At 43.2% G+C, this 14,618-nt stretch carries 10 protein-coding genes; 3 read left to right on the top strand and 7 right to left on the bottom strand.

Annotated elements, in window-relative coordinates; genetic code table 11:
* Positions 1–166: 166 nt before the first annotated feature.
* Entirely contained in the window at positions 167–1,171 is a 1,005-nt protein-coding gene (gene melR / locus MSG36_RS01665; protein WP_050712298.1) for a transcriptional regulator MelR, read from the top strand.
* A 98-nt stretch (positions 1,172–1,269) separates the two neighbouring features.
* Here melR and MSG36_RS01660 read toward each other — a convergent pair whose 3' ends face one another.
* From MSG36_RS01660 to MSG36_RS01650, 3 genes are all read right to left on the bottom strand, one after another.
* Positions 1,270–1,899: a bifunctional 4-hydroxy-2-oxoglutarate aldolase/2-dehydro-3-deoxy-phosphogluconate aldolase gene (locus tag MSG36_RS01660; protein WP_248365908.1), complete on the bottom strand. Its 630-nt coding sequence runs from the start codon at positions 1,897–1,899 to the stop codon at positions 1,270–1,272.
* Between the two features lie 15 nt (positions 1,900–1,914).
* Positions 1,915–2,883, bottom strand: coding sequence for a sugar kinase (locus MSG36_RS01655; RefSeq protein ID WP_086968912.1), 969 nt, complete (start codon positions 2,881–2,883; stop codon positions 1,915–1,917).
* A 113-nt stretch (positions 2,884–2,996) separates the two neighbouring features.
* The gene (locus MSG36_RS01650) at positions 2,997–4,430 is read right to left on the bottom strand and encodes a PTS transporter subunit EIIC (RefSeq protein ID WP_017068132.1); all 1,434 of its coding nucleotides are present in this window, start codon (positions 4,428–4,430) and stop codon (positions 2,997–2,999) included.
* A gap of 260 nt (positions 4,431–4,690) precedes the next feature.
* Here MSG36_RS01650 and MSG36_RS01645 point away from each other — a divergent pair, with 260 nt between their 5' ends.
* The gene (locus MSG36_RS01645) at positions 4,691–5,890 is read left to right on the top strand and encodes an enolase C-terminal domain-like protein (protein WP_004732372.1); all 1,200 of its coding nucleotides are present in this window, start codon (positions 4,691–4,693) and stop codon (positions 5,888–5,890) included.
* A 751-nt stretch (positions 5,891–6,641) separates the two neighbouring features.
* A complete protein-coding gene (locus MSG36_RS01640) occupies positions 6,642–7,736 on the top strand; it encodes a carbohydrate porin (RefSeq protein ID WP_248365906.1) in 1,095 nt (364 codons plus the stop codon).
* Positions 7,737–7,856: 120 nt separating this feature from the next.
* Here MSG36_RS01640 and MSG36_RS01635 read toward each other — a convergent pair whose 3' ends face one another.
* The 4 genes from MSG36_RS01635 to MSG36_RS01620 all read right to left on the bottom strand — a co-directional run bounded on the left by MSG36_RS01635 (position 7,857) and on the right by MSG36_RS01620 (position 14,405).
* Complete coding sequence (locus MSG36_RS01635) at positions 7,857–8,564, bottom strand: GntR family transcriptional regulator (RefSeq protein WP_048609974.1); 708 nt, start codon at positions 8,562–8,564, stop codon at positions 7,857–7,859.
* A 333-nt stretch (positions 8,565–8,897) separates the two neighbouring features.
* Positions 8,898–11,588, bottom strand: a complete 2,691-nt coding sequence (gene ygjK / locus MSG36_RS01630) for an alpha-glucosidase (RefSeq protein WP_248365905.1) — start codon at positions 11,586–11,588, stop codon at positions 8,898–8,900.
* Positions 11,589–11,763: 175 nt separating this feature from the next.
* Positions 11,764–12,531 carry a transcriptional regulator gene (locus tag MSG36_RS01625; RefSeq protein WP_248365904.1) on the bottom strand — a complete coding sequence of 256 codons (768 nt, stop codon included), beginning with the start codon at positions 12,529–12,531 and terminating at the stop codon, positions 11,764–11,766.
* 629 nt (positions 12,532–13,160) lie between these two features.
* Positions 13,161–14,405: a membrane dipeptidase gene (locus MSG36_RS01620; protein WP_060980726.1), complete on the bottom strand. Its 1,245-nt coding sequence runs from the start codon at positions 14,403–14,405 to the stop codon at positions 13,161–13,163.
* Positions 14,406–14,618 lie beyond the last annotated feature (213 nt).

Here is a 14,618-nt window from a genome sequence, read left to right as displayed (position 1 = left end):
AGGAGAGAGCTTATGCAATGAAGCGAGTTTTGCACTTAAGATACTGACTCTAATCACATCGTGATGATCTTATGAATTGGGGTACTACGGCTCTATGATCGCCTTCAGAGTTTTATTATCGAGGAACTGCTAAAACTCAGCTATACGATTTCCTAAGGAGCGAGATATGCCGCAATCAGCCCCAGATACGGTGAGAATTATCACTTTAGATAAGTACTCATCTGAGACCGTGTCGGTAAGTCCGCTTTCTCTCTATTCTTCCTATGAGAAAATCGATATCGAACTCAGAGCGCCTCACTCCATGCCGGGCTATCACTGGCATGGTCAAGTTGAGGTGAATATTCCCTTTGGGGATGATGTGGAGTACATCATTAACGGCAGTCCGGTTGTGGTTAAAAGCGGATCGATTGGCTTGTTTTGGGCATCGGTACCGCATCGACTTACCAATCCAGGGCAATGCCATAATATGGGGATCATTAACATACCGATTCACCATTTTATGTCGTGGGCTCTCAGTCGGGATTTTGTTAATCAGATAACTCACGGCAGTGTATTGCAATCGAATTCCTGTTCGTTGATCAGTGAGTTTGAAATCTCCCGTTGGGCACAAGAGATAAAACATTCGTCCGAAAGTCGTCAACAGTTGGCTATGGATGAAATTGGCTTAATGCTTAAACGAATCTGCCTTGATGGTTGGCAACAACTGCTGGTAAATCGGCAGGATAAGTCGACCAAAAAAGGGGTATCGAAACACTCCCAATTCTATGTCAGCCAGATGTTGGAATACATTGCGACTCACCATAATCAGCCATTAACCGTTAAAGGTATCGCTGAACATATCGGGTTACACAGCAACTATGCGATGAACGTATTTCAGCGAACGATGCAGATGACCATTAAGCAGTATATTACTGCGATGCGCATCAACCACGCTCGTGCTTTACTGAGTGATACGGATAGAACCATTCTCGATATATCACTCACGGTGGGCTTTAATTCGAGCAGCCGATTCTATGAAACCTTCCAAACGTACATTGGTGTCACGCCGACTCAATATAGAAAATTAGCGAGAGAAGATCACCGATGGAGCAGTCATGGGGCTAGCCCGCTATATGACCTTGAGAAAGGGGCGTGTGATGGGAAGCGGCCATTAACGACGACAGACAGTTAGCGGTATTGATATAACCCGATAAAAGCAAAGCCACAGCATGTGCTGTGGCTTTGTTGCTATGGAATCAAGGGAGTTTGTCCTTTCTAGAACGGTATCGCTTAACGATTCACTTGCTCAACAATCTCGCGTGTTAGGCGTGCGATCTCGTCCCACTCCCCGTTTGTAACCAGCTTCTTGTCCACCATCCATGTGCCACCACAAGCTAATACCTGAGGCACGGCTAAGTAGTTATCGATGTTTGATGGCGTGATACCGCCTGTAGGCATCAGTCGAATATCGCCGTATGGACCAACGAGTGATTTAACCATGCTGATGCCACCAGATGCTTCTGCTGGGAAGAACTTTAAGGTTGTTAAGCCCATCTCTAATGCCGCTTCAACGGTGCTTGGATTGTTCACACCTGGAATGATATCGATACCGACCTCTTGGCATGCATTAACTGTGTTCGGATTAAAGCCCGGTGATACAACAAACGTAGCCCCCGCTTCTTTTGCTGCGAGTGCTTGCTCACGGTTCAAGATGGTGCCCGCGCCAATCAGCATGTCAGGCTGAGCTTCTCGAAGCAGTCGAATAGCTTCCACAGCGGCGTCTGAACGGAACGTAATCTCAGCCGCTGGAAGTCCATTCTCAGCCAATACTTTGCCTAGAGGGATAATATCCTCTGCGTTATCAATGGCGATAACAGGGATAACTTTAAGTGCTTTTAACTGTTCGTTAATTGTAGACATGTGTACTTCTTAATATCAGTTTGAAAGAGTGTCGGTGATGGATTTTGGGATGATTGCGCCATGATGTTGAATCACCAATCTGGCTAATGCATTACCTTGGTGGCAGGCTTCTTCAATAGAACCTCCAGCGAGATAGCAAGATAAGAAACCACCGTTAAAAGAGTCGCCAGCAGAGGTGCTATCCACCACAGTCTCGACAGGTGTCGTTGTGATTTTTACGGGCTCATTTACGGGGCTTTCGCTGATCAAGCAGCCTTCAGCACCAAGCTTGACTACAACGGTTTTGACACCGAGAGCATGCAGCCTTGTTATGGTGTCTTGTGGTGTTTGATCGCTCCACAACAGTTGCTCATCATCGAACGTGACTAGGGCTATATCGGTCGTTTTATAGCCCAATAGATAGCATTCTTTAGTTGCGGCCTCTGAGCTCCACAACTTTGGTCGATAGTTACTATCAAAGGCGATGGTAACGCCACGTTCACGCAGGCCTTCGATGATAGTGAGCAACTTTAGCTGATCGCTGTGTGGCAGTATCGCGAGGGAAATGCCACTCAGAAACACCATGTCAACATCACGAAGTTGGTTGGCTATCTTATCGAAATCGGGGTGCTGTACCATGTAGCGAGCCGCCGAATCGTTGCGCCAGTATAGGAAGGTGCGCTCACCAACATCGTCGAGCTGAATGAGATAGAGTCCGGGTGAACGCTGCTCGTCAATAAGCACGAACTCGGTTGATAGTCCTTCATCTTGCCATCGGTTAAGCATTTCTTGGCTGATAGCGTCTGAGCCAAGCGCCGTGACATAGCTTGTTCGTATCGCTGGATTTTCAGTGTTATTGCAGCTCATGGGATTGCTAACCGCAGCGCTGCGGTTCAAGTAGATCGCCGCGTTTAATGTGTCTCCACCATAGCTTTGATGCATGTTGCCAAATGGAGCCCCATTCAGTTCAATCATGCACTCACCGATGATCGCGATGTGGGTCATAATATAGCCTTAGAAAGGAAAGGTTGGATTTGTTCGTATTGAAGAAAGCATGACCATAACAAGATATGGTCATGCTTTTTCGATTCTAATCTTACGGGAGTGAGACTAGCCGATTACTTGTTGTCTAGTTTTACGAACAACATCGTTAGGACGAAAGACAGTGCAAATACACCCACCACGCCCATCAGTGCTTGAATGAAGTTTTGCGTACCGCCTGCAAGGTAAGCTGGCAAGCTGAATACAGAAGAAAGAATGTAGCTTGTTAAGTGCGTATCGATTGTTACCGAGATAGCACCGAACACACCTGCAGCCAAACTCGCGGTCATCATCGCTTTGGTGTATTTAGTGAGGACACCAAATAGAGCCGGCTCCGTGATGCCTAAGATAGCGGTAACACTTGAGCCCATCGTAATTGAAGATTGCTCTTTAGAAACCGTTTTACGTTGCTTGTGCCAGATAGCCATTGTCGCGCCAGCAATTGCCATGTTACCCAAACACATGATCGGCATAAGTAGATCCTTACCATACAGTGCAAAGTTGTTCAGGCTGATTGGCGTCATGCTGTGGTGGATACCAAATACGATGGTAATCGGGCGAGTTAGACCAAACACAAAGCCTGTTAACGTCGGAGAGATTTCCAGTAGTGAACTCATCACCCAACCTGCGCCGTTACTTAGCCAGATACCAGCAGGGCCAACAAATGATAGCGTGATGGTCGAAGTTACCGTAAAGGCAAGCAGTGGTGTAAATACAGGCTTCGCAGAAGAAGGAACTAGACGGTCAACTAACGGAGTCACTTTAGACAATAACCAGATTGCTAGAATCGCAGGTACGATAGCGCCGCCGTAGTTGAGCAGCTCAATAGGAACCACGCCAAGAACGGTCAACTCCGGAGCAGCACCTGCATCTTTTAGCATTGTTGCTTTATCAACGAGCAGAGGCGCTAGCATTGCAGAAGAGACAGCAAGCGCAATGTATTCGTTTACTTTGAATACCTTAGCGGCAGAGAAAGAAACCAGCATAGGCAAGAAGAAGAACACAGCAACAGAGATAGAACGGAAGAAGTAAACTGTGTCTGAGGTTTCAGAGATAACATTGGTTGCAATAAGACCAGACAACAGGCCCATCAACATACCTGCGCCAGCGATTGCGGGTACAACCGGACCAAAGATGCCTGCGACAATGCGCATCACGCCTTGGAACAGCTTGCCTTTCTCTAGCTCATCAGCCGGATTAGCGTCAGCTTGTTGAGTGTTTGATAGCGCGTTGAACCATTTCTCGACCTCAACACCGATGATGACTTGAGTTTGGCCTTGTTGAAGTACCACACCTTTCACATCTGCGATCTGCTTGATCGCTTCTTCGTCTACCAGCGACTCGTCTGCTAATTTGAATCTCAGCCTTGTCATACAGTGCGTGATGCTCACGATATTGTCTTCACCACCAAGTGCAGTGATTAATAACTGTATATTTTCTTTGAAATTTTTCTTTTTCGATGATGACTTCGAGTTATTAATAACGGCATCACTCTTTTCTACCATTTGCATACTACACCTGTTATTGGAATATATTTAACTCGAGCAATCATAACGACAACCAATTTAAATCCAACGGAGTAAAAAGAGATCTCAATCACACTTAAAATCCGAAAAATTATTTTTTCACCGTTTTTGGCCAATTGGTATGTTTTGTTTATCAAAAAAAATCACTTAACGTACCAATTATTTTTACGCAAAATTAGCGCTTGAAATGTGGTTTTTAAAGCGGTTAGATAATAGGAGTTGACTTAAGTTTAGGTTATTTAATTGTGAAAGAAACTATTATATCTGATATCCATTGTATTATTACTAAACCAGACAGACACAATCTCATTACCGTGGTAGTTGAAACGAATGAAGGCGTGACTGGGTTTGGTTGTGCGACATTCCAACAAAGACCGCTTGCTGTAAAAACAATGGTCGATGAATATTTAAAACCTATTCTTATTGGTAAAAACGCCAATAATATTGAAGACTTATGGCAAATGATGATGGTTAACGCTTATTGGCGAAATGGCCCTGTTATCAATAATGCAATTTCCGGTGTTGATATGGCACTGTGGGATATCAAAGCCAAATTGGCGGGCATGCCGTTACACCAATTATTTGGTGGTAAGTCTCGTGATGCTATTCCTGTATACACACACGCGACTAGCGACACGATGGAAGGCATTTATGAGCTGGTGGAATCTTTCCTAGACAAAGGCTACAAGCACATTCGTTGTCAGCTTGGTTTCTATGGAGGTGTTCCAACCGATTTGCATACCACTCAAAACCCGACCGAAGGTTCGTACTACGACCAAGATCAGTACATGGACAATACTCTAACGATGTTTAAGTCGTTGAGAGAGAAATATGGTAACCAATTTCATATTCTTCATGATGTTCATGAGCGCCTATTCCCGAATCAAGCAATACAATTTGCCAAAGAAGTCGAGCAATATAAGCCTTACTTCATTGAAGATATTCTGCCGCCAAATCAAACGGAATGGTTGGATAATATTCGTAGCCAAAGCTCAGTTTCATTAGGTTTGGGGGAGTTATTTAATAACCCTGAAGAGTGGAAATCTCTGATTGCTAATCGTCGTATTGATTTCATTCGTTGCCATGTTTCACAGATTGGTGGCATTACCCCAGCCCTCAAACTAGGCCATCTATGTCAGAACTTCGGTGTTCGTATTGCATGGCATTGCCCACCAGATATGACGCCAATTGGCGCAGCGGTAAACACGCATTTGAATGTGCATTTACACAATGCTGCCATTCAAGAACATGTCGAGTACAACGAGAATACGCACAAGGTATTCCCGAACGCTGCAGAGCCAATTAATGGCTACTTATACGCTTCTGAAATCGCAGGTATTGGTGTTGAAATCGACAGAGAGGTTGCAGCCGAGTTCCCTGTTATGTATCGCCCCCACGAGTGGACTCAAAGTCGCCTTCCTGATGGCGCGATTCACACTCCATAACTCATTGAGTTAACCAAAATGGCCGCAGATAGCGGCCATTTTTTTGTCTAAAACTTACCGTTCGTTTTAGCTTCTTTGTCAGTCTTCGTTCTCAATTTGTTGCTTTGCTTAACTAGCTAATCAATCAGAAAGTAATCAGAATTTTCATATCCAAACTATTAGTATTACCTCTCACATCTCTTCAATTAACTGACTTTAAATAGTTCAGTAATAACAGACTGACTTTAATGAAAAATGTTCCACTATAATTTCGAAAATTAATTTTCCCACTTTCAAAGTTTATCTTTTTTATATGGTCTAGTTTTATTTAAATGAATCATAAAAAAGTAATTATGTACATTAATTAGTACTATTAATATTTCTTCATTAACCTTTGGTTGATTTAAATTATAATAAATAATCTGATGGTTATTAAAGTAGTTTAATATAATATAATTTAAATTAAACTTTTTTAGCGTATTGCTATAAAACCACCCAAGTTTTGACTGTTATTTAACCTGTGTTGTGCAATAGAGATTATTTTAGTTTTTAATTTTGCATTTTATATTTAAAGCATTGAATTTAAAGGCTATTTTTATAAATATAAAACAGTGATTTAGGTCTGCAATTCCAGATGGATAATATTGTGAGTGAGGAGTTAATTAGTAAATATACGCCCTAGAAATCGAGTCGAATACTGTCCATATATTTCAACTTGAAGATCAAAAAGTTGCTATGCAACTAATAACAATAAAATAATATTAGGGTTTATATGAAAAGCACATTCAAACTGTCTTTAGCTGCTGTTTTAGTTACTTCTGCAATGGGAGCTCATGCAGGCATTGCCATTATTGATACAGAAGAAGGTAACTTCTCTGTTGGTGGTAACGTTGAGCTGAACTTCAACTACCAAGATAGAGAGTCGAATGATAATGGTGACGCAGAGTTCAACCAAGATGGTCGAGTTCTGATTGAGTTCGCTGGCGAAAAGTACACCAGTAATGGTCATTATGTTGGGGTTAAAGCGCAGCCTCTATTTGAAAGCACAGGTAATGTCGCACTCGATGATGCCTACTTTGAGTTCGGCAAAAAAGACGGGTGGGCGATCAAAGCGGGTCGTTTTGAAGCCTACGATATGTTCCCTGTCGGCCTCGATGTTTTCCTAGAGTATTCAGGTGATACCTCAAATGAACTTTATACGGGTGGCAGCGCTTATGTGTATCAGATGAAAGAAGCTCGCGGTCGTGGTTCTGATGGTCAGTTGATGTATAGCCAAAGTTTTGGGGATCTGTATGTCGAAGTCGGAACGATGATCGGCGATCGCTCGGATTTGTTCTCTGATAGCTACCATGGTGTGGAAGTAGACCACGATAACGCCAAAGATGCGTTCCTTGTTCGCCCGGTTGTGTCATATAAAATGGGTGACTTTACTGTTGCAGCCTCAATGGAAACTAACTTAGTCAGCGACGCCGTTGTCGACACCTCGGGTAAAGATATCTCTGACCGAACTGGCTACGGTCTAACAGGTAATTGGTCTAATGATTCTTGGAGCGTTAACGCTAACTTTGCTTACTTAGATGCTGTCGATGAAACCAATGCAACCGCGGGTTTGAACGCGCTATATAACAACTTCGGTATAGGTTACATCTACGGTGCGAACGAATATGATTCCACATGGGCAAAAGGCGATGTGACGGTTAACACGGGTTACGCATCTTATGAGTTCCAGAATGTGCTCGAAGTACAAGACTTCTCTGTTCTTCTTGGTACTTACTACACGACGGTCGACAACGAAACGACCAATACATCTGCGTTCTCTGAAGACGATGATTTTGGTGCTCGCGTACGTCTATACTACGAATTCTAATAACAGTTGATTCAATTCTACTGACAACCCGCCACTGTGCGGGTTGTTGTTTTTTGAGGGATACGAAAACTAGAGAAATTAAACGTGGGAAAACAAAGTGGCTCAATACAAATTAAGCCGTTACTTTTTGTCTCGGAAGCTCATGCTCTCACTGTTAAAAGGCGTGTGGTAGGTGCATTGGTAGTTGATGTCGATGATATCGCTGATGATGAACAGCTCACCCGATGCTAAGAAACCTCGGTTGGTGATATTCATCGCCGCCGCATTTTTTTTGCAGCCGAGCAACTCCGCATCTTCTTTAGAAACGTTGATCGCTTGATACGTCGTTAAGTAGCTATCGATCTGAAGGCCTTTCGCTAGCGCATGTTTCTGGATTGAGCTTTCAATGATCTCGGCATTCATCTCTGGGAAGACACTGACAGGGATCTTGGCTTCTTCAATCTGAACTACTTTGTTGTTAATCAATCGAAGCCGTCTAATTTTCCAGATGTAGTCATTGTCGTCTAAAGAAAAAATCTGCTGTTCGTGGTTATCAGGTAGCGCTTTATTCAACTGGAGCTTTTTATAAGAGATCTCTTCAAAACTGTTTTCAGTGATGGAGTTGTACACCAGTGGTGTACCAATGAGAGAAGTGTTGACGAAGTAACCAGAACCCACCTTAGATTTCACCATGCCAATAGCCTCTAGCTTGGCTAGTGCTTTACGAATCGTGAAACGAGATAATCCATATATTTCAGACAGTTCTCGTTCTGCAGGAAGCTTATGGCTGATACTGTTTTGGCAAATTTTGCTCACAATATCTTGAACAACTAATTCATATTTTTTCATTCTAAAAACTTAAAAAAGCACTCATGGTGATTAAATTATAGTTAACTAAATCAGATACTCAGCGCATTCCGAACTAGCCGATAATTCTAACATAGAAGGCCAATTAGATGATGAGAAATAGGGTGTTTTGGAGGGCGAATTCAAGGGTTACTTCTGGGTGTGTGACTTCATTCTCTTTCTTGGTTAGATAAGGGAGAGGGCGAGGTTACCTGTAAGTAGATAATAAAAAAGCCACAGCATTTACTGTGACTTTTGAACCTGACTTGAAGATGTTTAAGTGGTTGCAGATGATAGGGGGCATCTGCAACGCCTAATATCTAATGAGTGTGGCTGCTATTTGCCCACAAAACCGTTGTACAACATGTAAAGGTGCGCTGCACTCCAAGAGAAGTTATTCGCGCCCTGAACCTCACCCGTTTCTGGGTTGTAGTTTTCCTGAATCGGGGTAGCTTCTGTTAAGCCTTGCGCATTTTGGAATAGCTTGTCGACCATTTGACGCGCTTCCACACCGTATCCATAGTTGTCCATACCGCGTACACCAAAGTAGAACTGATCCAGCCATACGCGACCACGCCAGTATATGTCTGGGCCGTAAGCTGGGTTGTCCATTGATGCCGTACCTAGCGGAATCTTAGGTGAGTTAAACTTGCTGGTATTTAGCATGTTCTCTACGACTTTATCCGCGTGTTCTTGAGTCGCTGCGTTGTTGAATAGTGGTGACCAACCTTCAGGTCCCATACCGCGCTTCACCAGTACCGGACCTGCACATTGGTTAGGGAGTCCATTTGGTACCACTTCGATATCGTAGTAGAAGCCCGTTGACTCATCGTACATACAACGGTTGATGTACTCTTTGGTGTCGGCCGCTTTTTCTGCAAACTCAGCGGCTTTGTCTGCTTTACCCAGTACGTCGGCGATTTGAGATAGGTATAGGTTGTCTGAGTACCAGTAAGAGGCTTGGTCTACCGACTCTTGCATCAATGAGTAACCAGATAAGCTGTCTGAATCATTCGTGTTTTCGTTGAACTTCACCTCCCAGTCTTTCTTCGCCAGAGCCAGTTTGTCCATGTTCTCAACTGAATCATCAAGGTAGCTCACTACTGAACCGTCTGTACCCATAGCCATGTCATACGTATTGTCGAAACCATTAGTGTCACGAGCGTAGCGGCCCATTTGGTCTATCACTTCCGCTTTTTCTTGAGTCGGTTGTTCAGATAATCCTTGTAGGTTATCGATAGTGTCGATAAAGCCGAACACGCCTGCGTTATCACGACCCGACTCCCAACCCGCCGCTACTTTCGCTGGGATACTCATTGCTGTGTAATCACCAGTAGTCAGCAATTCATTGTACTTCTCGATACTCGTTTCTTTGATCCACTGGTCGCCATTAGCTTCGTCTTTGTATTGGAACTTCATATCGTCAACAGACGCATCTGATCCCCAAGAACCGTCATTCACGTCACCTGTGAAAACCGTGTGGATTGGATCTTTCGCTGCGCCGTATTCTGGAATGCCGTTCTTGTTCGTATCACGAGCACGTAACCACCAATCGTGGAACGCAACTAGCTTCGGATACATTTCTTCCAGCCATCTTTGTGCTTCTTCTGGACGATTATGTTCGTCTTTCAGAGCGGTATACACTTCCCATACCGCCCATGCTGCCAGTGATGGTTTGGTATTTCGTTCATTCCAGTTCAGGCCATCGGTCGCTTGAGGGAACACTTTTTTGTATTCCGCTGACATGCCTTCCCAGCGTTCTGCTGGTAGGTTGTACGTCACAACATCAAGCAGGTAACCTTCATCCCAAGGGCGTACTGGATCATCAGATTGCACTTGGTATTGGAATACAGTGCGAATGTTTTCCATCGCTACATCTGGGTTGAAGTGAGACATCGCATAAGCTTGCTTCCACGTATCCCACGGCCATGTCATATTGCCCGAGAAGTAAGGTGCCGTAACGGAAGGGGTTACCGTGTCATGGTCAATCGCCCCCGCAGCACCACGCCAGTTCGCGTTCAATGTTTCCATTGCTTTTACTGCAACGAACTCATGCTCTTTTGAAGCCGCATCGTTGGTGAGACCATTTTCTAGGTATTCTTCCCAACGCATTGCTGAATCGTGCATGTAACCTTTTGGATCGGCCATCACTTTATCCAGTTTTGCAAACTCAGACGCTTGCTCTTTGGTGTTTTGAACGTGAGTGTAAGCCGTGTATAAGGTGATCTCTTCGCCATCGCCTAGAGAGGCCGTTTGCACGAAACCTTTCTTGTCATCATTGATGGTAGAAGTTTCTGGTTTGATAGAGCGCGTTACTTCGAATTTTGAATCGCCAGAAGTCAGCAACGACCAGGAATCACGAACTGCGCCAAAAGAGACTTCTACACCGCTGTCTGTTGCTGCAATTTCACGAGAGTACGTTGGGTAAGCTTCTTCAACACTACGGACTGTGCTGTCTTCATTCTTGTATGCCGTGCCATCATCTGCACGATAGTTTTGCATCAATTCACCATCCCATTCGCCTTGAATATCCAGCTTATTTGGGTTCTTGATGGTGGTTTTCACAAGAGAAGTTCGATTAGTCACAAAACGCATTTCTAGCTCGGCTTGAATACCGTTATCGCCAGTATACGTTTGGATCAACGCACCTGGTTGTGAGTATGCTTTTGTCAGTTCTAGCGGCATTGGCTGGCCGTCGACAGTTAGGGCCAAACGGTCAAAACGTGCGGCCATGAATGACACGTATTCTTCGGTCAGCAGTGCTGTACCACCTAGAGTTATTTCACCACCTTTGGTGTCTAGCGTATGACCATGCCATGAGCCGTTATCGAACATCGGAATGTAGCGCAGGTGACCGCCGTGCAAATCACGTAATGCCACTGGTACCCCAGCACGATCGATGGTGTTGTGGAATTCGGTCGCTTTAAGTGGAGCATCCACATTCGAGCTATTATCGCTACTGTTGCATCCGCTTAGTGTTAGAGCAACCCCGACAGCAATCGCACATAAAGACGTTTTAAACTGCATGTTATATCCTTCATTTATTGGTTTTTGAATCTGATCAGGCGAAAAAAGGTCGAGACATGCCCTGCCGAGTTTCGTGAAGAAGATTCAGCCTTATTTATTTCACTTATTGGTATGAGAAAAGATCGCTTATTTTCGTCTTTTATTTATTAAACTTGTTTAAACAACAAGTAATTAATTATTTTTCGTTTGCCATCGATATAGCTTTTAATAATTCACCATCAATATTTGGAATCGTATCAGAAAGAAATATCTGATTGCCTGGTGTGTAGGTCATCAACACATTCCTGAGTCGTTCGCTACCTTCACTGTTCTTGTTTTGTACATCAAACTCAATCAGTTTGTTGTATACTTCGTTCGCCAGTTTCTCTTCTTGTTCTTCAGTAATGGCAATGCTTCCCATACAGATAGGGGGACGTACATCATGGCTGAAAACTTCATTTCGAAAACGTTTAGCGAATAAAGTATCAAGCTTAGAACCTTCTTCAAAAATAAAACGGCCTTGATCTTTGAATCGGTATTGGTCATTACCTTTCAATTCAACATAATCCATCATTTCTAATGCGCGAAAATATATGGCGACTGACGTATGGCTCAGTTGGTATTTTTTGGCAATATCTTGTGGTGACCATTCCTTGCGTCGTAATAGATACAGGAAATCAAACAAATATGGATATTGGTTAAATATTTCACTGTTGATGTCGGTAATAAACTGCTCGTTCTCTTGCTGTAATTGTTTGCCTCGCATAGATAATTCTACTAAGTCAGTATCTAAATGAGTGGCATACGAAAGTATTTTATCCAGCCCCAAAGACGTATTGTGCAGTTGTCTTTTAATCGTTGAGAGAGGAATTGCCATCCCAGTAGAGAGGTCGGAATAACAAATACCTTTCTCTTTGATTTTTTCTCGCAAAGCAGCAAGTAAATACGTTGCAGAATTATTCATCTAACAATGCCTGTTTTATTTTTGTCAGCATCCCTGATAATAATTTCAAGAGAGTCCTACTCTTGTGATTCTGGTTCCAAATATTTCTAATATTTACTGTGAGTTAAATAATTGCCAAACTTGAGGTGTTTACTTGTTGTTATTTGTACAAGTTTCACTCAACATTATTACTGTTTATCTCTTTGTCAGTATGCGATAAGTATAATTGTTTTGATGCGTAAAATTAAGTTTATGGTGTATTTTAGTAAAAGTTTTCTTACGAGAGATTAGTTTATTGGGTGGGCAGTATCAAAAAGTTGTACTTGGTAATTTAGTCTAGACTGATATCACAAAATATTTCTGATTGACTGGAATTTTATTGAGGAGGTGACCAGTGAAAATATTGTTATAAGGAGTAAGGAGGTTAGTTAAATGGAGAGTTTAATTATTGAAGCGTAATCATATTATATAGTTATTCCCTAAGCTTACTATATATTTGTCCTATTTATTACTCGATCTTAAAAATACTTGGTATCTCACCTTTCTCTCTTGGCTTGATAGGCGGAATGAGGAGATTGCCTACAAGCAGGCAAGAAAAAAGCACGCCCAATAGGACGTGCTTCGAGTGTTTGAGCTTTGTTAGTAGCGAGCTACATAGCTAAGTTTTCATTTCTTAACTTGGTGAGCGCTTTTAGACGCTTTGCGTACTCTTTTTGGAACTTGTCTGGGTCAGCACCCTCAGATACTTGAGCGTATACTCGCATCTTGTTACCACCGTAGATCTTAGCAAGATCATCGTTGCTGTAACCGCGTTTCCACAGTTCATCGGTAATCGCCGCTAGGATCTTTGACAGCTCACCATTACCGGTCGCACCTTTGTTGAATGCTTCTATCATGTAGCCGCCATCGTCGTACATTTTTGCATTCTTGGTTGCGAAATCCACAACCATTGCGGTAGAGAACATATCATCAGTTGCAATACCTACGTGGTCAACGCCTACTAATTTTACGTAGTAATCGATCATATCAGCAGCTTGAACAGGAGATATATCTTCAGGCCAAACGCCGTCCATCATCCATTCCGTGAAGGTTGGGGCAACGTAGCCACCTGATTTAGCCGCGCGTATTGCCTCATCATCGGGAATAGCACGGTAGCAACCTTGTGGTGTTGCATCTGGCTCACTCTTATAAAGCCCTGCAGGCACTGAGTGAGTGTAAACAAATGGAGTTCCAGGATACTTCTCTTCCATGTAATCCATCGCGTCATTTGCAGTCTTTGAGCCTGTGTGGCTGAGATCGAGAATGACCTGGTACTCGACCATCGAATCAATAACAGATTCTCCCCAAGGTGTTAGGCCTATATCTCTACCGTTAAATGCTGCTAATTGCCCTGAACCTGTTCTGAAAATGTCGTTATACGCCAAGATCATGCTTTTTAAACCCATGTCTTTTAGAATCGCCATCTTAGTGACATCTTCTTCCAGAATAGTGGCGGTTTGGCTGTTCCAAAGTACAGCGGTTTTGCCTTCGGTGTGCGCTTTTTCAATGTCATTATTGGAATGCGCGATGATGAAATTGTCAGGTTGCTTTGCCATTGCAGAGCGGTGTTTATGATGGTGAAACAAGAAGTCATCAAAGTTGTGATCAGCAGCGGTAATGGTGTATTCATGCCCTGTGATACCTGCATCACGAGCATCTTGGAAGTAATCCAACAGTTGTTGCTCGTCCTGCCAACCAGCACCATAAGGGCTTGCGAGCATACCAATGACAATGGTGTCTTGGACAAATGTTTTAGCCTTGTCTGATGCTGGCCAGGTCTTACTCTCAACACTTGCCTGTGCAACACCAACACTCATTGCGATGCTTGCTGCTACTAACGTGATCTTTTTAAACATGAAAACCTCTCAATTACTGGCTTAAGTCCATTTATATTTATGCCTAGATTTAATAGTAGACCCTGACGGTATAGTTGAGTCATTTAAAATTGATAACCCTGTCATACTTTGTAATCAAAGCGTTACGTCCTGAATTGTGATTTCGCCTTAATGCAAAAACTTAAAGCGTCTCTTGTTAACTTGAGGTAATAGTAGCTAAGCTAGAAAAGTAAA

It is taken from the genome of Vibrio sp. 1CM8B (genome assembly GCF_023161685.1).
Lineage (GTDB): Bacteria > Pseudomonadota > Gammaproteobacteria > Enterobacterales > Vibrionaceae > Vibrio > Vibrio coralliirubri.
The sequence above is the reverse complement of the archived record's forward strand: the minus strand, read 5'-3'. Positions and strand labels throughout refer to the sequence as shown.